This window comes from Campylobacter concisus (genome assembly GCF_902460715.1).
Classification (GTDB): Bacteria; Campylobacterota; Campylobacteria; order Campylobacterales; family Campylobacteraceae; genus Campylobacter_A; species Campylobacter_A concisus_AK.
Genome location: NZ_CABPUX010000001.1, coordinates 36,933 through 63,012, shown reverse-complemented (window position 1 = coordinate 63,012; position 26,080 = coordinate 36,933). Strand labels below are relative to the sequence as shown.

Below are 26,080 nucleotides of genomic sequence, written 5' to 3'. Positions count from 1 at the left end.
TATTCTTAGTCCTCTTATAAGAACCAAGATGAGCTTTACAACAGATCAACCTGTACACCGTCTTGGATCTCGATAAAAACAGTGTGTGTTGATGGTATCAGTCTTCCATTGATGGTTTCTTGACGATCAAAAGTCGCTTTGTAGACTTGATTTACCGCGTCTCCATCGCTTGTGACATCTACTTTGTTATAAGTATCGCCAACAACGCTATGTTTATTATTTAGCGTGGTAATATCTGCTTTTGTGGCTTTTACAAAATCATGTGTAAGCTGCACTAGGTCTTTACTATCGCCTATAACCTTTAGCACGGTATTTACGCTCTCGCTGGCTGCGCTATTGCTCGCATCTCTTGTATTTCTACTATCTACGATGTCAAAGATGCCATTTGGGCTAAATTTTATAGAAACAGCCTGATCTGCGCTGCCAAGTTGTACTTTTTCAAAGTTATTTATCTTTTTAACATTATCTAAATTTGAAAAATCCACATCATCAACCACTATAAGCGTATCTACTCCGCCCTTGCCGTCTATCGCCCTGCCCTTACTATAAACAAAAGCATCATCTAGGTTGCCACCCTTTACATCACCTTCTTGCTTTAGATATACAGGGTCGCCAAAATTTGCCTCGCTATATTTGCTAGTGTTTATCTCGTAAGAATTTGTAGTGCCTATCTTTTTTATAAAATCATTTTGAATGAGCGCTTCAACGTAGTTGTTGCTAAAGAGGCGAGTACCGCTATGCTCTGAACCCACTAAAGCATCTAGTGGATAAGGACCATTTGGCGCACTAGCTTTTGGCATTATGTATAAAGATAAATTCATCTCGCCAGTTCCGTCCATATACTCTAAATCAAATTTATAAAAACCTGCCTTATTAAAAGTATAATCAGTGCTATACCATTGACCATTTTTGCCATATGATACTTCTGTGGATGGTTGTATGAATGTTGTTGCACTTCCAAATTTTAGCGTATTGCCATTTATGGTAAGCTCTGCGTAGTTGTGTAGGTCGGCTGCTCTTACTGAGTATGTACCAGGAGCATTTACATATATCCAACCATCCATTTTCATGACAAGATCAGAGCCAACAGGGTTTGACTCTCCAAGCGTGTAGTTGCCAGGCTTGCCTTTTAGTATGCCATTTGCAAAGCTTATATTTTCTCCTGTGCCAGCAGTCGTATCTACACCGTTTCTAAATTTCTTTGGTGCGTATGGGTTGGATGTGTCATATAAGGCATCGTTTCCGTATCTACCCACTCTTGCTAGATCTTCTGCGTGCATGTTGCCTTGATCACGTAAGGTCTTATAGTGCGTCCCAGAGGCAAACTGCACAACATCATATGTGGTAGAGGCGCTTGGAGAGTAAATTTTGATATAGTCTTTATAGATGGATTTACCACCTCGCTGCGAGTAAACACCGGAGTTGCCACCAACTCTAGCAGTCCATGACGGATCTACATAGTTATAAAACCACATATCAGCATCAAGGCCGCTGTTGCCGATAAAAGTTACCGTGCTAACAGAGACGTTTCCTGCGGTGTCGGCATTTTTTATCATAAAATTTGCTCCGGTGCTGTTTGCTGGCAGGGCAAAATTTTCAGAGTAGCTGTGCGTATCATCAAGAGCTGAGCTTTTATGGACGGAATTTAGTAGATCGTAAAGATCTACTTTGTTTATGGTGTTTTTATTTAGCGTGTTGTTACCGCTAGCATCGGTGCCAACACTACCTGAGATATCTACGCTAGTTACATGCGAAGTTGCCGTTGGAGTGCCGATCGCATCAGGGGTGGCGTCTAGGTCTATATGAACAATTAGGTCATCATCTTTTGTGCCATCACTCTTTAAAACGGTCGCTCTTATGTTTGAATATCTCTCATCTAGCTTTATACCAAGGGCTTCAAAGTCCATATTTACACGCTTATCTACGCCGACAACTAGATCTATATATGTTTGCCCGCTTGGTAAAATTTTGGCATTGCCATGATCATCCTCAAGTGCCAAACGAAGCTTGGTGCCAGGGTCGCGGTCCACGCCAAATACAATGTTTGGCTGTTCGTCGTTAGTAAGTGAGATGTTGTACTCTTTTATAGTTTTGGTCTCATCGTCAAAGTTATTTTTCTGGATAACCTTCTCATAGTCCTCCACTCTAAGATATTTAGCGATATTTACTGCTCCGCCATCTATCTGTGTGGCAAGCTTGACGTCATCTATGTAGCCTAAAATTCCAAAGTCAAAGAGCCTACCGCGAACGCCATCTGTCGTAGTGACCTCGTTTGGTGTCGTGATAGTGGCTCTAACGGGCGTAGAGTGATCGACCGAGATAGGGACATTTGGTATGCTAAATTTGCCATCTACTATAGGAAGTGGCGCCGAGCCGTCGCTTGGCAAGGCGGTTAGTCCATCGTCGCTTATTGTATATTTGACCGTTGTGGTTACAGCTGGTATGGTCGGAGTTGAGATAGTGACGCTTACATTGCTTCCTGGTTTTGCATTGCTAGGCACGTAGATATCAAGGTCGCTTTGGGTTGATGGTGAGCCAGAAGGTGTGGTGATGCTATCTATTAGCCCGTCTCCGTCATTATCCCTTGCAAACTGCACCTTTATGCTGTTATCTACAGTGATCTCGTCTGTGACCGGGTCTGCTTTGTTGCCAGCTTTGTCGGTAAATGTGGTCGTGAAATTTGTCGTAACGCCATAAAGTTTTGTCGTGGTCTCTATGGTGCCATTATTTACACTAATAGCTATGCCATCATCTCTTGTGGCACTATATGCGCCAGATGCGTTTTGAGAAATTTTAATGGTTATCTTATCTGTTTTGCCGTCGCTTCCTGCGATATCTATCTCAAATTTATCGCCATCTCTTGCGTCGTTTGGAATTTTCATCTTTATAGAGGTTTTCACACCATCAGGACTAAAACCGCTCTCTTTACTAGTTAGCACGCCGTCTTTATCGCTATCTTTTGCAAACTGCACATGCGGAGACCTAACAGGTGCGACCGTATCGCTTGAAATTTCACTCACACTTAAAGCTTTTAAAGCTCCAGTCGTGCCATCAATGATCGTCGTGCTTAGCTTTTTTCTGCTTGGATCGGTTGAACTTGTAGGGTCAGTAACTGTGATCTTGCCATTTTGGATAGAGATAGTCTCACTACCTCCATCAAGCGTGGCAGTAAGTCCGTCAGGTGCGATAGTATAGGTCTTTGTGACGCTTGTTGGTGTGCTAGCTGGATCATCGACCTTTATGCGGATCTTGTCGCCAACTGCGGCGTTGTTTGGCACATAGATATCGATAAGCGACGCCGTGCCGCCACTTTTAGCTAGTTCGGCTGCATTTATAATGCCATCTTTATTCTCATCAAGGGTAAAAACGGCGATCGGATCGTTATTATTTGCGATAGTTACCATATCTGTCGCACCTGGGTTGCCCGATTTGCTTATCATTTGGATATTTACATTTGTTGGTGTTGATGATGAAATTTTAACAGCACTTGCCACATTAAAGCCGACATTTCCGCCGCTCTCACTTGTGAGTGGATAGCTCTCGCCACTATCTTTATCAACAAGCGTGCCGCTAGATGTTTTAACAAGCGTCTTTTCATGTAAAGTGCCGTCAGGATCAGTGGTGGTGAGCTTTATCTTGTCGCCTATTTTCATATTTGGTGATAAAACAATCTTCGCATCATCGCTTGGCGTACTGCTGGCTGGACTAAAGCCATTTTCGCTAGCGTCTATCACGCCGTCGCCGTTTAGGTCTTTGCCTAAAACCACCTTTGTAAAGCTAAGAGCTGGCGTAACGGTATCAACGCTTGCGGCTGCCTTTGCTGGAGCTGAGCTGGCACCATTTGCTAGTGTGATGCTAGAGCTTACATTAAACGGGGCATTTGGCGTGATAGCAACGCTTGGGATGATAAATTCTTTTTGATCTGGATTTGTTGCATTTGGCGTGATAGGTAAAATTTCGCTTGGATTGTTTTCATTTATCACGCTTGTGCCTGCAGGATCTACTTTGTAAGAAAGCGTGGTCTTTACGCCGTTATTTACAACTTCTAGCGTCACTTTGTCGCCTGGCCTAAAGTCGTTGTTAAAAGCAACAGCCATGCTTGTGTGATTAGGATCGCCGCCTGCTTCTGCGATATTGATATAGCCGTCACCATCAAGGTCTTTTAAAAGTGCAATGCTAGGCGCTGGTATAGCTGGAGCACTCTCTTTTTGCTCGACCACTACTGGCGCTGCTCCGCTAATAGAACTAACTGGCATTGCTGGCTCGCTTGAGATGATAGCTGGTAGCTCTAGCGTACCGCCATCAAACCAAACTACGTTTGAGATGTGCCCTTGCGTGTCAAAATTTGATCCATTTATGCTTGCTGTGTCGCTACCATGACTTGAGCCGTGAGAGTGGTGGCTAGAGCCTTGAGCGCTTTCGTCGCTGCTTTGGCTACTAGACTCTTCGCTCTCGCCAAAAATCCTTCTCTTGTCCTCTTCTACTTGCGCTTCATTGCCTTGGGCGTCAAATTTTGCATTTGATAGCTCTTTTGTGATGATGATAGTTTGTGGTTCAAGTAGCGTGATAGGTGCAGCATGGTCGAAATTTATAACGATAGTGTCGTTGCTGCTTTGCGTGATGATCTCATCGCCTAAAAATATCTCGTCGCCCTGCTTTAGCAAGATCAACTTTCCGTTTCGTTTTACAAAAACTTTTCCACTTATCTTTGCGACGACACCAACGCTTTGCATCTTTCATCCTTTAAATTTAAAACTAAAACATCCATTTAAAATTTTCATGCGATTATAGCCAAATCAATAATAATGTAAATAAAAAATCTATATAAGAATTTTTGTCATTTCTGGGTTATTTTTAAATTTAAAAACGACTTGATTTTTTATAAATTTACCAAAAAATCGCCGCTAGCTTTTAGCAAGATAAAATTTTAAATTTTTATGAAATTTACCAAGAAGATGTTTTGTCGTTACAAAGTAAATTTTAAAACGATAATGTTATTAAATTTTGCATATTTTTGATAAGTAAAATAGAAATTTGGTATAAATTCTTAAGGAATTCCCACGCCAAAAGACGTGGGATAAATTTACGCTATCTTGCTAGCGTCGATGATATTTAGATCAAGTCCTAGCTCTTCGACAGATAGACCAAGTGCAAGACCTACAAGCTGAGAGAGGTGGATGATAGGTTTTCTAACATCTGAGTGGTTCTCATCTTGATATCTCTCTTGATAGATGTCAAGTTGCATTTGACAAAGTGGGCACGGAGTGACAACTACGTCTGCGCCATTTTGATCAGCGTTATTTACGATCTGGCTTGACATTTTTCTTACTGATTTTCCAGCTGGATAGCTCGCGTGGAAGCCGCAGCAGTCAAGTCTTTTCTCAAATGGCACGATAGTAGCACCAAGCGCACTTACAACAGTTTCAAAGCTCTTTGGATTTACTGAGCTTTCTCTACTATGTAGATCTTTTTCAGGTCTTAGGCTGTGGCAGCCGTAAAATAGCGCTACTTTTAGTCCGCTAAGTGGTTTAACAACCTTTGCTCTTAGCGTATCGACATTTTGGTAAAGCTCCCAAAGAAGGCTTGTTACCTCAGATGTACCATTATATTTCATATTGCCTTCAGCTAAAAATGTATTGATACGATCTTTTGCGCCCTTATCAAGCGTGCTTTTAGCTCTTGTTAGAGTTAGCATACAAGTTGAGCATGTTGTAAGCATCGGCATATTCATCTGCTCTGCAAGCGCTATATTTCTAGCATTTGCCACAAGTGCAGCGATAGGATCGACATCTTGTGCTTGTTGAGCACCACAGCAGCTCCAGCCCTTTATCTCGTGAAGCTTCCAGCCAAGTACTGGAGCGATGGCCTCAAGCGACATCTTAGCCTCTTTAGCTGCTTGAGTGAGTACGCATCCTGGGAAAAAAGCGAATTCATTTTGCATAATTACTCCTTACTAGCAGCTTTGCGAGCCGCATTTATCATTTTTACTAGATCGTCATGACCTTCTATGTCTTCTTCGCCAAATACATGAAGCGGATTCATCTTGCCAGCAAGCATTAAGTTTGCAGCGATGTCTAGTTTGCCCATATTTTTGATAACACCTTCTGAACGAAGTGCAAGTCTAACCTCATTTAGTCTGCCTGAGCCATCAACTAGATCAGTTAAGAATGCCTCAGCGTGATCTGGTCCCATGCCCTCGTTAAAGCCTTTTTGTATAGCCATGATACGAAGATCGGTTATGTCACCACATGCGCTTATGCCTTTTGGACAGCGGTCAGCGCACTCTTGGCATTTTACACACATCCAAAGGCCATTATCGATTACAGTTTTTAGGTGAGCATCTGGTTTTAGGTTACGTGAGTCAAATGCAGACCTATAAGCATGTACAAATACAAACGGCTCCATATAATCACTCGCATCTGCTTCAAGTTTATTGCACTCGCTAGCACAGGCTCCGCAAAGTATGCAGTCCCATTCAAGTGCTACTTTGTCGTACTCTTTTTGGCTTTGCTTACAGCCTTTTGCAGCGCTAAATTCTGGCTTAGCAGTGATGCTTGGTTTGATCTTGCGTAAATTTTCTATACTTGGCTCCCAATCCACCATAAGGTCTGAGATAACCTTGAAATTTCCAAGTGGTGAAATTCTAATAGTATCTGGGTTGTCATACTCAGCCAAAAGCTCGTTCATCTTTGTGTCGCAAGCTAGATATGAGTGACCATTTACTCTAACAGCGCACGCACCGCATATCGCTGAGCGACAAGATGCTGTGAAATTTAATGTCGCATCCTTTTTTTGTTTGATGTCAAAAAGCACTGTTAAAAGAGTTTTGCCTTTGACCTCTTCATTTGTTAGCTCATAAGTTGATTCATATTTTTTAGTTCCGTCAAAACGGTCGATAATAATTTTCATCCTAGCTCCTTACTCTGGCTTCTTGCCGTCAAGTGAAAATATGCCTGTCACAACGTCTTTGTAGCTAAGTTCAAGCTTGCCGTCTTTTAGTGTGACTATGCTGTGTTTTAAGAAATTTACATCATCTCTTTTTGGATAGTCCTCTCTTGTGTGAGCACCACGGCTCTCAAGACGATTTTGCGCTGCAAGACATGCTGCACGAGAAAGAAGTATAAGGTTGCCAAGCTCGACATAGTCAGTAAATGCTGTGTTCATGACTGGGTTTTGATTTGGCACTTTAAGGGTGTCATATTTTGCTTGGATAGCTTCTAGATTTTTAGAAAGTTGATCAAGTTTTGCACCAGTTCTAAAGATACCCATTAGATCCCAGTTGTTTTTACCAAGCTCTTCACGAAGTGCGTACATATCATTTACGCCACCCTCGCCTGTTGCTATAGCTTTAAATTTATCTTGCCACATTTTTGCTAGCTCAGAAGTTTTCTTACCGCTTGCAAATTTTGCATTTTGAGCGTAAGCACCAGCACCTTTGCCAGCTAGATCGCCAGTTACAACTGCGTCAGTTAGGCTGTTGCCACCAAGGCGGTTTGCACCGTGGATAGATACGCATGAAGCCTCGCCACCTACATAAATTCCAGGGATTTTTGTGCTCATATCATCAAATTTAGCTACCTCTATACCACCCATTGAGTAGTGAGCTGTTGGGCGGATAGGCACTGGTTGCTCGATAAGGTCGATGTCTTGGAAAAGCATAGCAGTGTGGCGAATTTTTGGAAGCTTTTTCATGATAGTATCTTTGCCAAGGTGACGAACATCGCAAAGCACATAAGCGCTCATACCCTCGCCAAAGCCTCTACCCTCGCGAATTTCTGTCTCGATCGCACGAGCGACGACGTCACGAGGAGCTAGCTCCATCTTTTCGTGATAGTTTTTCATAAAGCGCTCGCCCTTATTGTTTAGCAAGTATCCACCCTCGCCACGAGCAGCTTCTGTGATTAGTGTGCCGCCATTTTGAACGCCAGTTGGGTGAAACTGAAGCATCTCAGGGTCTTCAAAACCAAGACCTACTTTAAGCGCAGCAGCGATGCCATCGCCTGTTGCTATAAATGGAACTGATGTGCGGTTGTAGAAAATTCTAGTGTATCCGCCAGTTGCGATGACTAGAGATTTGCAAAGAACTGGGTAAATTTGACCATCTTGGATGTTGCGAAGAACGACGCCTTCTACTTTGCCATCCTCAAGACCGATCTCAAGTAGCTCGTGATCCATTAGAAATTTAACGCCAGCTGTGATAGCGTCGTCAAGACAGGCGTGCATCAAAACATGGCCGGTTTTATCAGCTGCGTAGTTACAGCGTTTTTTGCTAGCGCCACCCATGAAACGAAATGCCACGTCGCCATTATCTTTACGAGAAAAGAGCATGCCGTTGTAGTCTAGCTCGTGGATGACTGCGCCTGCTGCCTCGCAAAATTTCACAACTGCATCTTGATCAGCAAGATAAGCTGCGCCTTTTACGGTGTCATAGGCGTGAAGCTTGAAGCTGTCGCCGTTACTAAAGTCAGTAACGCCGTTTATACCGCCCTCTGCCATACAGGTCGCGTTACGTGATGGCATCATCTTTGTAGCGACAACGACGGTTGAGTTTGGATATTGCTTGCGAACGGCTGTTGCTGCACGAAGTCCAGCACCGCCAGAGCCGATTATTAGCACATCAACAGATGGCAAGCCATTTTCATTGCCCTTTGGCAACTCGCCAGCAAAAACATTGGTCGCACCAGCTGTTGTAGCTAGCGCACCTACGCTGATACAGGCGCTTTGTAGAAATTCTCTTCTGGTAAATTTTTCACTCATTGATAACTTCCTATTTTAATAAGTTTATTAGCGTTAAAACGCACCGCCAGTTCATTTCTTAATATTTTTTAAAATAAGTAGATTAATTAAAAAATTAATGATGTAACTTTACATAAAATTTACTTAAAAGAAACATAAGAATTTATTTTAGGTTGTATAGTGAGATTTGATAGCTAAAATCATTTGACAAAAGACCATTTTATCGTATTTGTGGCTACTACTTATAAATTTATTATTTTGATAAAGATAAAAATAATATTATCTTGCAATATATATTAATGAAAATAGATAAAATGTTATAAAATAGCCAATTTTACGTATCTTTGAGGATATTTCTTAAAATTAAATAAATAGTTAAAACTAATAAATTTAAATGAGATAAAAATCGTATGATTATCAAAAATCATATAAATTTGCAAATTTTTGATAGCTAGAAAGTAAAATGATAGATAGCCCCGTAGTGTCTGACTGAAAAGATCCAGTTTAAATTTAGATCAAATATCTCAATGTCATCAAGTGACGGATACCAGATATCGCTAAAAAATTTAGAAAGGTCATCAAAATGCAAAATATCAATGCTCTCAAATTTATTAAAATTTATGCAAATTTCATTTGGTGTAGCGATGTTAAGCTTGCCAAAAACAGCCTTGAGATCAAAATTTTCTTCGTCCGCATTAAAGCCATCAAGCCTGCTAAATTTATCTATCTTAAAAAACTCATCTATATCATCTAGGCTAAATTTATGAAGTAAATTCTCTCTTATCTTTATGCACTCATCGTTTGACAAGCTCCTAACGATCGGTATCTCAAAGCCATGTTCTTTGCGGAAATTTTCTAGTTTTATCTGATCCATTTTGGGAGGTTTTGGCTAAATTTAAATTTAGCCAAATTTTCTATTTTAAAAGCTCTTTTGCGTATTTTAGGCCTAGCTCGTAAGCTTTGGCATTTGCCTCTTTGACCTTAGCTGGCACGCTTGCTAGCATCTCTTCACGCACTAAATTTTCATCCATGCACCTACTCATCGCCACAGCCACACCAAGAGCCACGACGCTTTGAGTGATGACGTTACCAACCTCGTCTTTTGCGATAGAGATGATAGGAATTTCATAAATTTTCCAGCGCTTTTTATCCTCATCGCTTACTTTTACCAAATTTGGCTCGACAACGATCGCACCGCCCTCTTTCACGCCGCTTTTAAAGGCGTTGTAGCTTATCTGCGCGGTAGCAAGCATAAAGTCTATCTCGCCCTCGTTTGCGTAAGGATATAAAATTTCTTTCTCATCAAGTATGATATCGACCTTCGTTGGGCCGCCACGCACCTGAGATGTGTAGGTAGATGCCTTGACGCCGTATCCGCCTGCTTTTATCTTGGCAGCTGAGAGGATCTCGCCTGCTAGTATGACGCCCTGCCCGCCAACACCGACAAATCTTAGTTGTGACTTCATGCTAGCTCCTCAAAATTTATCGCTTCATTGCTCATTGCAGCCTTTCTTACCTTGTCGTAAGCTTTGGTGTATTCGATCTTTTCTTCATCTTTGTGAAGCACACCAAGTGGGAAAATGCCCTTTTTCTCTTCGTCGCTTAACATGTCAAATTTGACCTTGCTCGTCGTGCGGCCTTTTATCCACTCTAAATTTTTCACCGCCTCACCCATTTTGTTTTTACGACCTAAATTTATATGGCAGTTTGAAAATACATCAAAAAAGCTGTATCCATCGTGGTTAAAGCCCTCTACAAAGAGCTTTGTAAGCTTCTCTGGCTCGATGACGCTTCCACGTGCGACAAAACTAGCACCTGCGGCAGTTGCGAGCTTACAGGCGTCAAAGCTAGGATCGATGTTGCCATACTGCGCTGTGACCGTCCACATGCCCTTTGGCGTGGTTGGGCTGGTTTGTGAGTTGGTTAGCGCATAGATGAAGTTGTTGATTAAGATGTGATTTAGCCCGATATTTCGGCGGCATCCATGTATCGTGTGGTTGCCTCCGATCGCTAGTCCGTCGCCGTCGCCAGTTACTACGATGACGTGCTTGTCTGGGTTTGCCATCTTTACGCCAGTCGCGTAAGCTACGGCTCTGCCGTGAGTTGTGTGGATGGTGTTGCAGTCAAGATATCCGCTAAAACGCCCAGAGCAGCCTATGCCTGAGACCACGCAAACGTCGTTCATGTCCCAGCCCATGGTGTCGATAGCGCGGATAAGCGCCTTTAGTATGACGCCGTCGCCGCAGCCCCAGCACCAAAGAGTAGGCATTTTATCTGTTCGTAAATATTTATCGTAATTAAAAGCCATAAATTTCTCCTATCTTCGCCTCGATCTCGCTTGGGCTTATCGGTCTGCCGTTTGCTTTTAGCAGTTTTGCAAAGTCATCTCTTAAGATGATCTTTGAAATTTCGCCGCTATACTGGCCTAAATTTAGCTCGCAGACTAAAATTTTCTTAAATTTATTTGATATCTCTTTTAGCTTTTTAGCTGGAGCTGGAAAAAGTGTGAGCGGCTTAAATAGCCCTACTTTTAGCCCTTTTTCACGTAAATTTAATATCGCTTGCTTAGCTGAGAGAGCGACACTTCCAAAGGCGATGATACAAATTTGCGCGTCATCAAGCATAAACTCTTCAAATTTCTCGCACTCATCAGTGTGTAAATTTATCTTATCAAATAGTCTATTCATCGAGTTTTCAACGATCTTGCCATCTTCAGTTGGAAAGCCAGTAGCGCCGTGATGAAGCCCTGTTATATGGTAATGATAGCCTTTAAAGAAAGGATTTAGCGTGGCTGGCTCATCTGGTGCAGCCTCGTATGGTTTATACTCTTTTGGCTCGCCGCTAAATTCTCTTCTTTTATAAATTTCTAGCTCGCTAATCTCTGGCAGGCGCACCCTTGCTTGCATGTGACCTATCGTCTCGTCAAGTAGCAGCATAACCGGCGTCATAAACCTAGCTGCGAGGTTAAAGGCACGCACCGTTTGCGTATAGCACTCCTCTAGGCTACTAGGCGCTAGCACTATCATATTTACATCGCCGTGAGTTGGGTTTTTAGCCTGCAAGATATCGCCTTGTGCGACACGTGTTGGTAGGCCAGTTGAAGGGCCGCCGCGCATTACATTTACGATGACAAGCGGTATCTCAGCGATAAAACCAAGGCCTATTTGCTCAGCCTTTAGTGAAATTCCTGGACCAGAACTTGCAGTCATCGCTTTAGCGCCACTCGCACTTGCACCAAGAGCTACGGAAATGCCAGCTATCTCATCTTCCATCTGTATAAATGTACCGCCGTTTTTTGGCAAAAGCACGCTTAGCTCGTGGGCGATCTCGCTGCTTGGAGTGATAGGATATCCGCCAAAGAAGTTACAGCCACACTCGACGGCAGCCCTTGCTACTAGGGCATTTCCAGTTGATACTACCTCTCTCATGCGCTCTCTCCAAGCTTGGCAAATTTATTTGCCTTTACAGCCGCAGCTCGCTCTTTGCTCTCAGGCGTTAGCTTTGCAAATTTAAAGCCTTTATCAGCCACATAAATGGCAAAATCAGGACAGTGAAGCTCACAGTCACGGCATCCTATGCATGAGTCAGCATAGACCACCTCTATCATCTTGCCAAGCACCGCCTTTGGCTCAAGCCTCATGCCTAGCACGCCTGCTGGGCAGTAGCTCACGCAGACATCACAGGCCTTACACCTGCTCTCATCGACCCAAACTGGGACATTTTCTTTTACGATCATATATCTTCCTACTCTAAGTTTTCTTTTAAAAATTTGATATTTTTTCTAATTTCAGCTTCACTTTTGTTTAGTTGCTCTTGCTCGTCTTCATCTAAATTTAGCTCTAAAATTTCTTTTAAGCCATCGCGTCCGAGCCTTACTAACCTGCCGCAACTTAGCTCATCATCTATTAGCACGCTAGCGCTTATTATCTCATCGCTCTTACCAACGATCATCTCGCACATCTTCACAGCTGCAGCCGCTGGCGCGTAGTAAGCCGAAGTGCCAAGCAGTTTAACGATCTTTGCTCCGCCAGTGCTTGTCTCTTTTTTAAGGATTGCTAGCTCATTTTCATTTAAATTTTCGCTGATATTGCTGGCTGATACGATCATCTCGTCATTGTGAGCCCCGACGATCTTTGCTCTTAGCTTACTGGCGTCCTTATCTTTTAAAAGCGCTAGCTCATATCTGCACCTTGCGCTATCAAGTTCGCCAGCCATGCCGATCACTTTGTTTTTGCTAAAACCGCTAAATTTATGTGCCGTCCAGACCATCACGTCAAGTGGATTAGTGACTACGATTATCACTGCGTTTTTGGCAAATTCAGCTATCTTTTGCGCAGTTTGTTTTACGACAACGGCGTTTTTAAGTAGCAAGTCTTCTCTGGTTTGACCCTCTTTTCTTGGGCTTCCAGCTGTGACTATGACGATGTCACTGCCCTCAATAAGCACAAAATCATCGCCACCACAAACGCTAGTTTTTGCGTTAAACACGCAGCTTGACTGAGCTAGGTCGATCGCCTTTGCACGCGCCACATCGCCAAATATATCCACAAGCGCGATCTCATCGCAAAGCTCTCTCATACAAAGCGCATAAGCTATGCTAGCACCGACGTTTCCAGCTCCAACTACACTTATTTTCATATCTTATCCTATTATTTGATTTAAAATTTCACTTGGTCTCATGACCTCATTAGCTCTTGCTTCATCTAGCAGGTAGTATCCGCCAAATTCCACGCTTGCACCATCTTTTTCTCTGATCTGCTTTAGAATTTCGCTCTCATTTTTCTCTAGCTCGTCTGCTAAATTTTCAAAAATTACGCTTAAAATTCCGCCACTTTTTGCCATCTCTCTCGCCCAAAATAGCGCTAGATAAAAGTGCGACTCTCTGGTATCAAGAGTGGCGTTTGGTGTTTTGTTTTCATCCAAATAGCTAGCAACAGCTCTATTTAGCGCGTCACTTAGCTCTTTTGCCTCTTTTTTTTGCCTAAAAAACGCTAAATGTTCAAGCGAAGCACTAAGCGCCAAAAACTCGCCCAGGCTGTCCCAAAGCAGGTGATTTCTCTCTTTTAGCTCTTTTACAAGCGTCGGAGCCGTCCCACCAGCACCAGTCTCAAACATCGCTCCACCAGCAAGCAATGGCACTACTGAGAGCATTTTTGAGCTGCCACCTAGCTCAAATATCGGGAAAAGATCGGTTAGATAGTCTCTTAAAACATTGCCAGTGACGCCTATGACGTCTTTGCCAGCTCTTATCGCTTCAAGCGATTTTTTAGTTGCTTGCTCGTAGTTTAAAATTTCAAATTTCACGCCAGCCCTAGTAAATTTATCTCTAAATTTTTCAAATTTAGCTATCAAATTTCTATCGTGAGCACGGCTGCTATCTAGCCAAAATATAAGCTCATCTTTTGAAATTTCGCCTCTTTTTAAGGCAAGCTCAAACCACGCATTTATCGCATCTTCTTTAGCCTGCGTCATCCTAAAAATGTCGCCACTTTTAACGCTAAATTTAAAGACGCTCTCGCCTGCCTCATCAAAAACAGCAAATTCTCCGTCCTCTTTTGCGATGAAAGTCTTATCGTGGCTGCCGTACTCCTCGGCCTTTTTAGCCATTAGCCCCACGTTTGCCACGCTGCCGATCTTGCTCACATCAAGCGCGCCATGCTCCTTAAAGTCCGCCACGCAGGCTTCATAAACCCTAGCGTAGGTCCTATCTGGGATCATGCAAAGTGAGAAATTTAGCTCGCCATCCTTATCTTTTACTTTGCCAGAGTTTCTAATGAGCGCTGGCACGGAGGCGTCAATGATAACATCATTTGGCACATCAAAGTTGCTGGCACTTTCATTTAGTGCCCAAATTTTCGCCTTTTTGCTCAAAATTTCATCAAATTTAGCCAAAATTTCATCTTTATTTTTAAGAGTTGAAATTTTAGAAAACATATCTTTTAAGCCGTTTTTTGCCTCAACTCCGTGAGTTTTAAACTCCTCGCCAAATAGCTCAAAAACCTCTTTAAAATAGCTCTTTATCGCATGCGCAAAGATAACCGGGTCACTAACCTTCATCATCGTGCATTTTAGATGCAAACTCAAGGTCAAATTCTCTTTTAGCGCGTTCTCAAAACAGCTTTCATAAAATTTATCCAGTTCATCTGCGCTTAAAAAGGTAGCATCTACGATCTCACCACTTTGAACAGCAAGCTCTTTTAAAAGCTCTTTTTTGCCATCTAAACTTATAAAATTTATATAAAATCTCTCATCTTTTTCTGCGATGATTGAGCGCTCATTTTCATAAAAATCGCCCTTTTGCATGTAGCAAATTTTAGTTTTATTTGCCTTGTCCCAGTCGCCGTTGCTATGTGGATGCTTTTTGGCAAATTCTTTAACCGGCGGCAGAACTCTTCTGTCTGAGTTTCCTTGCCTTAACACTGGATTAACAGCACTTCCAAGCACTTTTGCATATTTTTTAGCAACCTCTTCGTCGTAGTCTGTGATGATCTCGTCTGGATAAAATGGCACGTTTATGCCCTTGCTTCTAAGCTCCTCAATGGCCGCTTTTAGCTGAACGAGCGTGGCTGAGATGTTTGGCAGTTTTATGATATTTGCCTCTTTGTGCGCGGTTAGCTCACCCAAAAGCTCTAGCTCGTCAGCCTTGTTTAGCCCAAGCTCTTTGCTAAAAAGAGATAAAATTCGCCCTGCTAGGCTGATGTCAGCTCTAGTTATGCTAATGCCAGCGCGTGATAAAAAGCTCTTTACGATAGGAAAGAGAGAGTAGCTTGCAAATAGCGGTGCTTCGTCGGTTTTAGTCCAGATAATGTCACTCATTTTAGCCCTTTTGATTTTTTGAAATTTATCACGTTTTTTATTAAAGCTAGTTGTATTTTAGCCCTATTTTGCGATATTTTGATTGTGCTCGCTTAAGGTTTTTGAAAAAATGTGTTTTTTCGCCTTTTTATCAAGCACAAAGTATAAATAATCGCTCTTTGCAGGGTTTATCGCAGCTTTTATCGCACTTATAGAGACGCAGCAGACTGGACTTGGCGGTATGCCGTCGTTTAGATAGGTGTTAAACTCGCTCATGTCGCTTCTTATGCGCTCAGCCGTGATCACATCGTGCGAGTAGATGCCATAGTTTAGCGTGCCATCCATCTGCAGCCTCATGCCCTTATCTAGGCGGTTATAGATGACTGAGGCGACAAGTGGCATCTCAGCGTCGTTTGCGGCCTCTTTTTGGATGATTGAAGCGATGGTTAAAATTTTAAACCACTTTTTCTCGTTGTATTCGCCAAAAATTTTTCTGCTGATCTCGCTTTGCGCCTTTTTGGATGAATTTACAAGGTAATAAGCCAGATGCCTCTCGCTGATGCCAACTGGAATTTTATAAGTATTTGGCATCAAAAAGCCATCAGCGACTGGCGCAAGGGCGTTATACTCGCTATTTAGTTTAACTGCGTCAAGTCCTAGCTGGGCTGCTATCTGGTTTAAAAAAACGATCGTAGTTTCGCCGGGGATGAGCGTGATCTCAGTCATTGCTGCCTTTGCCTTGGCTAATTTTTTTAAAAAATCAATCCTTGAAATTTTATCTTTGCCTATCTCGATCCAGCCAGACTGAGGCGAACCGATGAAGCGCATGGCATACTTGTCGATCGCGCTTAAGTTAAAGTTGCGATTAGCTAAATAAGATATAATCTCGCCCACACTTCCCTTTGGCACAAAGACGACTTTGCTCGTGTTTATGGGGCGTGCCAAATAGACAAATATGCTTAGGACGACGATGAGTACGATATCAAAGAAAATATCTAGGTATGGCTTTTTTATAAAATTTTTTATCATTTTAATTCTTTCGCTTCTTTTGCTTTTAAAATACGGCATAAAAATTAACGATTTCGAGTTTTACGGCGTAAAATTGGAGCAATTATATATAAAGTTAGATAAAAAAATAATTGTAAGAGCAAAGCAGATCAAGCTACCAAGCTTTAAAAAAGACGTGGCGCAAAAAAGTAGCGATGAGAGACTTTTAAACCTTAGTCAAGGCGTGGATTATCTTGAGACCTTTTTTCAAGAAATTTCGCTTGAGAGCGTGCAAATAGGCGATGATTTTAAGATCAAAATTTTATTTTTAGATGATATATTTTTCGTTGATAGCCCTTATCTAAACATCGATATCAAATTTCAAAAAGAGCAGCAAGATGGCATAGACCACTTCATAGTAAAAAATTTAAGTTTTAAAGACTTTAATGTCAGCATTAGCGGCGAAGGCAGTGCAAATTTTGACAAGGATGACTATAAATTTGATGGAAATTTCACCTCTCACGAGCTAAATGGCAAGCTTAGCTTTGCCTTAAAAGATACACTTTTAACCTACAAAGCCTATGACGTCGAAGCTGGCAGCATCAAGGACTTCATCGCTGAGCTTGATAGTCGCATACACCTAAACAGCGAGGTTAAAAACTGGATATATGGCTACATCGTGGCTGATGACTATCACCTAAATGAGATAAATGGCAAGGCTGACCTTAAAAAAAATGATCTTTTCTTAAACGAGCTAAACGCGACTGCAAATGCCAAAAATTTACTTGTTAAATTTGATAAAGGCTTGCCAGCTGTAAATGTCGCTGAGGCAAATATCACGCTTAATAACTCAAAGCTTAAATTTGACCTTACAGCTCCAGTTTATAAAGGCAAAAAGCTTGATGGCTCAAACGTCGCGATAAACAACATTTTTGATGAAAAAAGTGCAAATTTAGAGCTTTTTATAAAGACAAATTCTATTTACGATGAGGCGATAAATGAGATACTAAGAGCTTATAAGATCAACGTGCCAGTTAGGCAGCTAAGCGGCAAAATGGACGCTAGCCTAAAAATTTTGATAAAGCTTGATGAGAAGAGCTTAGAAAATTTTGATGAAAAAAGTGTCATCGCAAATGGCGATTTTAAGATAAGTGATGCGGTTTTAGATATCGCTGGGAGTAAATTTAACGCTAAAAGCGCTCTTGTAAAGCTTGTAAATACTTCTGTGCTAAACATCGATGCAAGCGGCTTTGGGCTTGATTTTTTCAGAGCAAATGCAAAAGCAGATATAAATTTACAAAAAAGCACCGGCGAGATAAAAGGCGTCATAGAAAGCTTTGATCTAAAAGAGAAAAATGATGAAATTTTAGCCTTTAAAAATGAGCCATTTACAGCACTTCTTGACTTTAGCAAGCCAAGCGAGACCACGCTTAGCATTGAGCCTTTTGGACTAAATTTAAGCTTTGGCGATGAGAGCGTGATAGCCACGAAAAATAGCAACTTCATCATGCAAAACTCCCCACTTTTAAAGCAAAATGGCGTGCTTGGCTTTGAAGATATGAGCATAAAAAGCAAGGACTTTGTTAATCTTGAAATTTTGGCAAAAGGGCTTAAATTTGACATGCCGTTTTTGGATAAAAATGGCTCAAAATATGATAGTGACGACTTTTTGATCACAGTCTCAAAAGCTGGCGTAAAGGTGCAAAGTGCGAGCAAGAAACTCGCTTTAAGCATCGCCGAAAAAGGCATAGAAGCTAAGAGCAACGATCTAAATTTGTTAGTGCTTGATGACAACAGCACAAAAGAGCAGAGCACGCCACTTGAGCTCTTTGCAAAAAATGGCGACATCATCTTAAAGGACTTAAACAAAACCTTGCCATTTACTAGCTTTAGCGCCGAGAAAAAAGGCAAAAGCACCTCGCTAAATGGGCTAGCAAAGCAAGGCAGAGTTGGATATTTTAGCGATGAGAAAAGCATAAATTTAGACGCAACTGATATAAGCGGTGAGTTTATCAATGGTCTTTTAGGCACCAAGAGCTTTGAGGGCGGTAAATTTCGCCTAAAAATGCTTGGGGAGAGCTCTAAAAATTTCAAGGCTGAGGTGAGATTTTTTGGCACGTATCTAAAAGACTACATCTTTTATCAAAGACTCTTAAGCTTTTTAAACTCGGTGCCATCGCTTCTTAGCTTTAAAACGCCTGACTTTAACGACAAGGGTTTTACTGTTAAAAACGGTAAAATTTTACTTACTAGAAAGGGCGACGTGATCGAGTTTTTAGCGATTGAGATGATAGGCACGAGCGCAGATATCGGCGGACGTGGCACGATCGATCTAAAGAGCAAAAAGATAAACATCGATCTTGAGCTAAAGATACTAAAAGACGCAAGCGGTATCATCGACAAGATCCCACTTATCAACCAAATCATCCTTGGCAAAGACCGCTCGCTCTCAACCGTCATCGCCATACGTGGCACAACTGAAAAGCCAGAATACTCGACGCAGATCTTGCAAGATGCTCTACTCTCGCCACTAAAGATCATAAGAAACGTTCTGCAGGCTCCGTTTTTGATATTTGAGTAAAAAGCGTTAAGCAAAAAATAATTATTGTTTAGCGTAACCTCGGCGAAGTTCACGGCGGAGCTTATTATCCGCCACTCATTCTAAGTATCTTGCCAGATCTTCATCAAAACAAAACAACGCATCATTAATGAAATCTTCTAACATTTGCGGATCAATGCCTACTAAAGTTTTACCAACACGAGTTGAAATTCTCGGCGTTTGATCGTCATTTAGCTTATAAAGATTTTCAAAATGAAATGCTCGGTTTCGAATTTTAACAGCAAGGTCATATAAAATCTTTACTTTTTAATAGTTTAAAAGTTTATTTTTGCGGTTAAATTTAGAATATTTTTTAAAATCAAGCTTATCAAGATTGACGATATCATTGTGGATTTTGGCTTCATCGATGATTTTTGCCCAAAATCCAAAAGTTTGCTTTGAGACAAAGAGATCATCTAGCTTGAAGTAGCCGCCAAAAGAGCTTAAAATATCTACCTTGTTATTATCCACTAAAGCCTTAAAAGCTAAATTTCTAGTGACAATTTCTAAAGCACCAAGCTTTTAAGACAGCCCACACTAACAAAAAGTTTATTTTATACTCTTACTCGTTTTTATAGCTCTTTAGGCGTTTGATTGAGAAAAATTTAACACTATCCATAAAAAATCAATAAATGCATAAAATTTTACGCATTATAATACGTAAAATTTTACTTCATCTCAAGGCGCATGAGATACATATCTTCGCCGTCAGTTACCTTTAAATTTTGGCTTTTGCACTTTGGACAGGTGAAGTCATTTTCGCTAAGCTCTCCGCCAAATCCACAATCCAAACACTCTACAACAATGCCTTGTAAATTTATGACAAGCTCGGCGTTTTCGCAGATCGTGCCAGCCTTATAAACATCAAAGGCACTCTCCAGATAGTGTGGCTCTACTCCGCTTAAACGACCAACCTTTATCTCGATCTTGCTTATCTCTTTGGCATTTTCTTTGGCGGCATTTTTTTCACAAAGAGTGACTAAATTTTGAACGATACTAAGCTCGTGCATTAGCAGATCCTTGGTAGCAGCTCGCCCTTTGGCGGCTCGAGAAATCTTCTTGATTTATAGGCGTTTTCGATGATGACACGCTCGTTTTTAGCTTCCATTACCTCGCCTATTATCATCGCATTTTTATCAAATTCTCTTAAAATTTTAAGTGCCTCTTCGGCCTGGCTCTCATCGACAGCCATCACAAAAGTGCCCTCATTTGCAAGCTCATAAGGCTCAAATCCAAATAGCTCACAAACGCCCATCACTTCGTCTGCGACCTTGATATTTTCTTCAAAAACCAAGATGTCAAATTTGCTAAATTTAGCCCACTCGTTTAGCACCGCACTTAGTCCGCCCCTAGTCGCATCACGCATAGTTTGTGGCTTTATGCCAGCGCTAAATAGCCTTAAAGCAACCTCTTTTAGGCTTTTGCAGTCACTTTTTAGATCAAGCCCAAGCTCAAATTCCTCTCTTGCTGCTAGCACCACGCCGCCGTGTCTGCCAACATCTCCAGAGATTAAAATTTTTGCCCCTGCTTTTAAATTTTTAAGCTCCACGCCTTCACAAACTATCTCGCCGATGCCTGCTGTGTTTATGAAAATTTTATCGCATTTGCCCTTTGGCACGACCTTCGTATCGCCGCAAACCACGCTCACGCCACTATCTTTGCAAGTTTTTGCAAGCGAATTAAGCACACGCTCGAGCTCCTCTATGCTAAGCCCCTCTTCGATGATGAGCGAGCAGCTTAGGTATTTTGCGCTTGCTCCAACCATCGCAAGGTCGTTTATCGTGCCGCAAGCCGCGATCTTGCCGATGTCACCGCCATTAAAAAAAATGGGAGTTACCACAAAGCTATCGGAGCTAAATGCGATCTTTCCGTTTAAATTTAGTATCGCTGAGTCGTTGCTCTGCCTTAAAATTTCGTTATCAAAAATTTTAAATATCGTCTCGTTTATAAGCGAGTTCATCTCCTCGCCGCCGCCGCCGTGGCTTAGCATTATCTTTTTCATTAAATTCCTTAACCAACTCTTGCGTATTTAAAATATGCCGCACAAGCGCCCTCGCTTGAGACCATGCACGATCCTATCGGATTTTGCGGGTTACAGACCTTGCCAAAGACCTTACAATCAGTCGGCTTAGCTAGCCCTCTTAAAATTTGCCCACAAATGCAAGCCTTGCTCTCGCCAGCGCTCTCTACACTGCAGTCAAACTGCACTCTAGCGTCAAGATAGGCAAACTCGTCTTTTAGCTTCATACCGCTTTGCGCTATCTCGCCAAGACCTCTCCAGACAAAGTCGCATGGCTCAAAGTACTTAGCTATGAGCTCTTTTGCCTTGACGTTGCCCTCTTCTTTGACCGCCCTTGCGTACTCGTTATAGACTTCATAAGTGCCTGCGTTTTGCTGACGGACTAAATTTAGCACACTTGCCATGATATCAAGCGGCTCAAAACCGCTAATGGCAATGGGTCTTTTAAATTCGCTCGCTAATTCTTTGTAGATTTTGCTACCAGTGATCACGCTCACGTGGCTTGGTCCCAAAAATGCGTCTATCCTTACGTTCTCATCGCTCATTATAGCTCTAACTGGCGCTGGGACGGTTACGTGATTTATATGAAAGTATAAATTTTTAATGCCCTCTTGCACCACTTTTTCAACTAAATTTGCACTCATCGGCGTCGTCGTCTCAAAGCCAATGGCAAAAAATATGACCTTTTTGTCTGGATTTTGCTTAGCGATATTTAGCGCATCAAGTGGCGTGTAAAGTGCCCTTATGTCGTGTCCCTCGCCGCGAAGCTTTTGCAAGCTTGTCTTTGAGCCAGGCACTCTTAGCATGTCAGCTAGCGTGCAAAAGATCACATTATCCATGCTGGCAAGCTTACAGGCCTCGTCTATGCGGCTCTTTGGCATCACGCAGACTGGACAGCCTGGGCCGTGGACGAAATTTATATGCTCTCCAACTAAGCTTGGCAGTGCAAATTTCATAATGCTATGCGTGTGGCCACCGCAAATTTCCATGATATTTAGCGGTTTTACGCTCTCTTTTTGTATCAGTTTTGAAAGGGCAAGGATTAAATTTTTATCGCGAAAGTCATTGATAAGATCCATCAAATTTTCCCCGCGTCCATATCCTCAGCGATCTTTTGATAGACCTCCAAGCTCTCAAGCGCAAACTGCGTATCGATCTTTTGCATGGCGTATCCAACGTGGATTAGCACGTATTCGCCAACCTTTACCTCTTCAGAGATGAGATCTAGGCTTACCTTTCTAGTAACGCCCAGAGTCTCGACGGTAGCAACGTTGTTTTCATCTATTTCTATTACTTTTGAAGGGATCGAAAGGCACATTATCTTAGCTCTTTTTTAAATTCCAAATAACTTATCCACTTATCGATGCCCTCGCCTGTTTTGCTATCTACTACAAAGATATCGACCTTTGGATTTAGCTTTCTAGCGTCGTTTTTCACTCGCTCGATATCAAAGTCAAAGTGTGGCGCAAGCGAAGCTTTTGTGATCAAAAGCACGTCAGCAGCCCTAAACATCACTGGATATTTGCTAACCTTATCATCGCCCTCTGGCACTGAAAGAAGCACAGCGTTAAAGTGCGAGCCAACGTCGTAGCTTGCGGGGCAGACTAAATTTCCAACATTTTCTATAAAGACTAGATCAAGCTCATTTAGTGGTAGGCGGTGAAGCCCCTCATGCACCATAAAAGCGTCCAAGTGGCAGGTCTGACCTGTGCTTATCTGGTGAGCTTTTGCGCCAGCTTTTACTATACGGTCGGCATCTTGATTGGTTTCAAGATCGCCCTCGACAACGCCTATTTTAAATTTACCAGCCTTTATCGTAGCCTCTAAAAGCGTAGTCTTGCCAGCGCCTGGGCTACTCATCAAATTTACACAAAGTATCTTTTTCTCATCAAGATGCGCTCTGTTGTGAGCTGCCTCTTTGTCGTTTTCAGATAGAATTTTCTCTATCACATCTATGGTTTTGCTCTCGTTTAGCACAGGGTGCGCGTGAGCCTCGTGGCTATGCTCGTGTGCGTCATGAGCGTGGTCCGTATGCCCATCATGAGTGTGTGGGTGTGAGTGGGTGGTACCATCAGAGTGAGTGTGAGTGTGGGCGTGATTACCCATTGAACAACCGCAATCTTTACACATTTTATTATCCTTTTTTATTAATTTTCAGAGATTTTAACGCTTAAATTTAAAAATAAAATTAAAATTTAAGGGCATTTTATGCAAATGAGATAAATTAACCCGTTTTTTAATCATCCCTTTAAATTTACCTTTGATCTTGCAAGCGAACTGGCTCTTCAAAGCTCTCGTTATCATCTGTGTAGCCATTTTCATCAAATTTTTCATCATTGCTTCTTTTTTTGCCATTTGGTGTGATGATGATATCTTTTAGCCTTGCCCTACCATCATCCATCACCATCAAAACAGCAACAGCATCCACGTCTTGATCCATCATCTCTCGCTCAGTTTGCTTTGCCTTTTTAGTTGGCATGTAAAACTCTTCGATGCCATATTTTACAAATAAATATCCATCAAATTTGCCAGCTAAGAAAAGAACATCTTTTGGCTTAGTAAAGCTAAATTTATCAAAAGCGTAAGTAGCGTTAGCATCTTGCTTTAAAATGGCGTAAATTTCATCATTTTTTGAGATATTTCTATCATATATATATATCTCAACGCCAGTTTTTTCATCAAATTTAGACTGCTGCAGATTTGAAAAATCTGAAAAATCATAGCTCAAGCTCACGTAGTTTCCGCGAAAGAGATCCCTTGGATCGTAAAGATTTACCCTCACTTTTATCTCTTTTCCAAGATAAAGTGGCATGAGCGCGTATGCGAGCATCGCAATTATTAGTAAAATTTGAAAGATTATGGCTAGTATTAGTGATCTTATCTTCATTTTGTACGTCCTTTTTTAGCAGCGACTGCGAGCACGACGAAGGCAAAGACGATAAATAGCGCCGTAGCTCCCAAATAATCGCCTATTAGCTCAAAGTATCTAACCACCGCAACTAAGAATATCATGCATAGTCCAAGCGTTAGCTCGCCATTTTTGATAAGCACGGCAGCAACGATGATGTTTGCTAGCGAGAAGAAGATATTTGCATATCCCACACCCAAACTAAAGACAAATGGCAACGCAAAGAGTATCAAGCCAAGAAACAAGCCACTTTTGTTTTTCTCTTTGAAAAATAGCGCAATGCTAGCGATGCTAAATACAGCAAAAACCTTGCCAAAGCTACTATAAAAAAATGCTTTTGCAAACCAAAATTTATCTTCTTCTAGCTCGTAGATATCGCCATTTGCATAAGCTATCAGGCAAACGATTAAGATGACGATGCCAAGATACTTGCCAAAGCCTTTTACAAGGTGCGCTAGCCTATCTCTAAAGCTAGCTAACGTGCTAAAGAGCGCGACAAGTAAAAGCGAGTATGAGAGCGATAAAGTAGCAGCCATCGGCGCTCTAAACATAAGGTCATAGCCATAAAATTCGTTAAACCCGCTGATCCTAGCGCAGAGCGAAACGATGTAGAAAAATATATCCGCTAGAAGTACAATCGCAAGAAATACTGAGTCGCTTTTATAAAGTGTGTAGGCGCCAAGGGCTATAAAGACGATAAATTCATAAGCAAACTCGCCGCCCATACCCTTTAAAACAAACCAGATCGTCGCAAAAACGAGGCTTTGAGCCACTAGCAAGGCCTTTTTGCTAGCAAAAGAGAGCACAAACGCTCCAACGCTCCAGAGCAAAACTCCGCCACTTGGCTCGTCGCTAATATTATAAATTTGAGCGATAAGCGCTATGGCTGCGCCGTAGCAGAAATTTCCCAAAAAGAGCGTAGCCGTGCCAAGCTTGTCTTTGCCTTTTTTGAGATAATAAACTCCTCCAAAATTTAAAAGAGCAAGCACTCCAAAGATGATGACAAGGCGCCCCATCCTTGGTATCTCCTCCCAGTAAGCTCCAACTAGCGTAAAAAATGCCAGCGCGAAAAAGAGATAAGCAACCAACTTTAAAATAAAGCTAGTCTTTTCGCTATGAGCGTTTAGATCTATTTCATATAAATTTGCTATCTTTAAAGCGGTGGCCTTATCGACCACATCCTCTTTTTGCCAGCGATCTAGCTCTTTGGCTAGAAAATTTCTATTGTAAAAATTCATCTTTCATTCTCTTTAAATGACATTTTTTTGTGGCTAATAATAGCATACAAGCGCCAAAAATGCCAAAACAAAAATAAAGCAAAAAAGAGAGAAACTTAAAAAGCCAAAAAAAACTTGGGCGGGCTTTTGCAAATTTAGCTTTAGCCAATGCCCAAGCAAAAAACGGTCATCAAACTATTTTTACCAAAAAGATACATGGCACGCGCAAAAAAATGCAGCAAAACCCTACTATAAATTTGCAAAAATGGATCACAAAAACTGCTAAAAACTATCAAAAAGACAAAATAAGACAAGCTCCGCAGCCAAGAGCACTGCTAGCTATTTACAAAAATCCTAAATTTAACAGCCAAAAAGGCTTTTAGCTTAAAATTTAGGCACAGCAGCCTTTGTAAGTTTAGAAAACTTAACACCCTTTAAACCTGCGATCTTATCAGCAAAGCGCTCTATCTTCTCCGCTTCGCCCCTTAAAGAGATCGTTTCTAAGCAGTTGTGGTGATCGACATGAACGTGATTTGTACAGATGATCTTCACATCAGAGTCATGCTCGATATCCATTTTTTTATTCACCAAATCGTTGTGATGATGCACATAAATGAGCGTCAAAACCCCAATCAACTCCTCGTTAGCGTCCTTCCAGCTGTCGCTTACGATCTTTTCACGGATCAAATCCCTTGTAAATTCACTCCTAGAAGCGTAGCCTTGTTCGCTAACTTTTCTATCCAGTTCGTCTAGTAATTGACTAGGCAAAGAAACACTAAAACGTATAACACTATCCATTTTTTGCTCCTTTCTCGTTT

General features: G+C 41.7%; 23 protein-coding genes. 2 read left to right on the top strand and 21 right to left on the bottom strand.

All coding sequences use genetic code 11. The annotated features are described in order from the left end of the window. Nucleotides 1–35: 35 nt before the first annotated feature. The 12 genes from F3G91_RS00275 to mltG form a co-directional block, all read right to left on the bottom strand. Nucleotides 36–4,733 (bottom strand): hypothetical protein, encoded by a 4,698-nt coding sequence (locus F3G91_RS00275; protein WP_149700336.1) that lies wholly within the window; start codon nt 4,731–4,733, stop codon nt 36–38. A gap of 350 nt (nt 4,734–5,083) precedes the next feature. Then, complete coding sequence (gene sdhE, locus F3G91_RS00270; protein ID WP_149700335.1) at nt 5,084–5,941, bottom strand: 8-methylmenaquinol:fumarate reductase membrane anchor subunit; 858 nt, start codon at nt 5,939–5,941, stop codon at nt 5,084–5,086. 2 nt (nt 5,942–5,943) lie between these two features. After that, the gene (sdhB, locus tag F3G91_RS00265; protein WP_149700334.1) at nt 5,944–6,909 is read right to left on the bottom strand and encodes an 8-methylmenaquinol:fumarate reductase iron-sulfur subunit; all 966 of its coding nucleotides are present in this window, start codon (nt 6,907–6,909) and stop codon (nt 5,944–5,946) included. A 9-nt stretch (nt 6,910–6,918) separates the two neighbouring features. Then, nucleotides 6,919–8,757 carry an 8-methylmenaquinol:fumarate reductase flavoprotein subunit gene (sdhA, locus tag F3G91_RS00260; RefSeq protein ID WP_109146164.1) on the bottom strand — a complete coding sequence of 613 codons (1,839 nt, stop codon included), beginning with the start codon at nt 8,755–8,757 and terminating at the stop codon, nt 6,919–6,921. A gap of 430 nt (nt 8,758–9,187) precedes the next feature. Beyond that, nucleotides 9,188–9,610 carry a heat-shock protein gene (locus F3G91_RS00255; RefSeq protein ID WP_149700333.1) on the bottom strand — a complete coding sequence of 141 codons (423 nt, stop codon included), beginning with the start codon at nt 9,608–9,610 and terminating at the stop codon, nt 9,188–9,190. Between the two features lie 40 nt (nt 9,611–9,650). Beyond that, nucleotides 9,651–10,202: a 2-oxoglutarate:acceptor oxidoreductase subunit OorC gene (locus tag F3G91_RS00250; RefSeq protein ID WP_021087611.1), complete on the bottom strand. Its 552-nt coding sequence runs from the start codon at nt 10,200–10,202 to the stop codon at nt 9,651–9,653. After that, nucleotides 10,199–11,044 (bottom strand): 2-oxoglutarate ferredoxin oxidoreductase subunit beta, encoded by an 846-nt coding sequence (locus F3G91_RS00245; protein ID WP_149700332.1) that lies wholly within the window; start codon nt 11,042–11,044, stop codon nt 10,199–10,201. The genes F3G91_RS00250 and F3G91_RS00245 overlap by 4 nt, the downstream gene beginning before the upstream one ends. Beyond that, entirely contained in the window at nt 11,034–12,164 is a 1,131-nt protein-coding gene (locus tag F3G91_RS00240) for a 2-oxoglutarate synthase subunit alpha (RefSeq protein WP_107856751.1), read from the bottom strand. The genes F3G91_RS00245 and F3G91_RS00240 overlap by 11 nt, the downstream gene beginning before the upstream one ends. Continuing rightward, a complete protein-coding gene (locus F3G91_RS00235; protein WP_009293870.1) occupies nt 12,161–12,472 on the bottom strand; it encodes a 4Fe-4S dicluster domain-containing protein in 312 nt (103 codons plus the stop codon). The genes F3G91_RS00240 and F3G91_RS00235 overlap by 4 nt, the downstream gene beginning before the upstream one ends. 8 nt (nt 12,473–12,480) lie before the next feature. Next, nucleotides 12,481–13,374 carry a lactate/malate family dehydrogenase gene (locus F3G91_RS00230; protein ID WP_107930471.1) on the bottom strand — a complete coding sequence of 298 codons (894 nt, stop codon included), beginning with the start codon at nt 13,372–13,374 and terminating at the stop codon, nt 12,481–12,483. Between the two features lie 3 nt (nt 13,375–13,377). Further along, a complete protein-coding gene (locus F3G91_RS00225) occupies nt 13,378–15,552 on the bottom strand; it encodes an NADP-dependent isocitrate dehydrogenase (RefSeq protein WP_149700331.1) in 2,175 nt (724 codons plus the stop codon). A 63-nt stretch (nt 15,553–15,615) separates the two neighbouring features. Next, nucleotides 15,616–16,560, bottom strand: a complete 945-nt coding sequence (mltG, locus tag F3G91_RS00220) for an endolytic transglycosylase MltG (RefSeq protein ID WP_149700330.1) — start codon at nt 16,558–16,560, stop codon at nt 15,616–15,618. Nucleotides 16,561–16,633: 73 nt separating this feature from the next. Between mltG and F3G91_RS00215 the strand changes: the two genes are divergently transcribed. Beyond that, on the top strand, nt 16,634–19,099 hold the full coding sequence (locus F3G91_RS00215; RefSeq protein WP_149700329.1) for a YhdP family protein: 2,466 nt from the start codon (nt 16,634–16,636) through the stop codon (nt 19,097–19,099). 285 nt (nt 19,100–19,384) lie between these two features. Here F3G91_RS00215 and F3G91_RS10345 read toward each other — a convergent pair whose 3' ends face one another. The 8 genes from F3G91_RS10345 to F3G91_RS00175 all read right to left on the bottom strand — a co-directional run bounded on the left by F3G91_RS10345 (nt 19,385) and on the right by F3G91_RS00175 (nt 25,283). Continuing rightward, complete coding sequence (locus tag F3G91_RS10345; protein WP_223227791.1) at nt 19,385–19,588, bottom strand: hypothetical protein; 204 nt, start codon at nt 19,586–19,588, stop codon at nt 19,385–19,387. A gap of 197 nt (nt 19,589–19,785) precedes the next feature. Beyond that, nucleotides 19,786–20,127 carry a hydrogenase maturation nickel metallochaperone HypA gene (gene hypA / locus F3G91_RS00205; RefSeq protein WP_103638572.1) on the bottom strand — a complete coding sequence of 114 codons (342 nt, stop codon included), beginning with the start codon at nt 20,125–20,127 and terminating at the stop codon, nt 19,786–19,788. Next, nucleotides 20,127–21,119 (bottom strand): hydrogenase expression/formation protein HypE, encoded by a 993-nt coding sequence (hypE, locus tag F3G91_RS00200; protein WP_149700328.1) that lies wholly within the window; start codon nt 21,117–21,119, stop codon nt 20,127–20,129. The genes hypA and hypE overlap by 1 nt, the downstream gene beginning before the upstream one ends. Nucleotides 21,120–21,127: 8 nt before the next feature. Then, the gene (gene hypD, locus F3G91_RS00195; RefSeq protein WP_021085824.1) at nt 21,128–22,216 is read right to left on the bottom strand and encodes a hydrogenase formation protein HypD; all 1,089 of its coding nucleotides are present in this window, start codon (nt 22,214–22,216) and stop codon (nt 21,128–21,130) included. Beyond that, nucleotides 22,216–22,455, bottom strand: a complete 240-nt coding sequence (locus F3G91_RS00190) for a HypC/HybG/HupF family hydrogenase formation chaperone (RefSeq protein WP_009293878.1) — start codon at nt 22,453–22,455, stop codon at nt 22,216–22,218. Before F3G91_RS00190 ends, hypD begins: the two co-directional genes overlap by 1 nt. Continuing rightward, entirely contained in the window at nt 22,455–23,267 is an 813-nt protein-coding gene (gene hypB / locus F3G91_RS00185) for a hydrogenase nickel incorporation protein HypB (protein ID WP_149700327.1), read from the bottom strand. Before hypB ends, F3G91_RS00190 begins: the two co-directional genes overlap by 1 nt. A gap of 124 nt (nt 23,268–23,391) precedes the next feature. Continuing rightward, entirely contained in the window at nt 23,392–24,024 is a 633-nt protein-coding gene (locus tag F3G91_RS00180) for a GDYXXLXY domain-containing protein (protein WP_149700326.1), read from the bottom strand. Further along, the gene (locus F3G91_RS00175) at nt 24,021–25,283 is read right to left on the bottom strand and encodes a DUF2157 domain-containing protein (RefSeq protein ID WP_149700325.1); all 1,263 of its coding nucleotides are present in this window, start codon (nt 25,281–25,283) and stop codon (nt 24,021–24,023) included. The genes F3G91_RS00180 and F3G91_RS00175 overlap by 4 nt, the downstream gene beginning before the upstream one ends. Nucleotides 25,284–25,495: 212 nt before the next feature. On the opposite strand from F3G91_RS00175, the gene F3G91_RS10175 reads away from it, so the two are divergent. Next, a complete protein-coding gene (locus F3G91_RS10175) occupies nt 25,496–25,645 on the top strand; it encodes a hypothetical protein (RefSeq protein ID WP_188116780.1) in 150 nt (49 codons plus the stop codon). Between the two features lies 1 nt (nt 25,646). Here the strand turns inward: F3G91_RS10175 and nikR are convergent, their stop codons facing one another. Next, nucleotides 25,647–26,060, bottom strand: coding sequence for a nickel-responsive transcriptional regulator NikR (gene nikR, locus F3G91_RS00170; protein ID WP_149700324.1), 414 nt, complete (start codon nt 26,058–26,060; stop codon nt 25,647–25,649). Nucleotides 26,061–26,080: the final 20 nt, after the last annotated feature.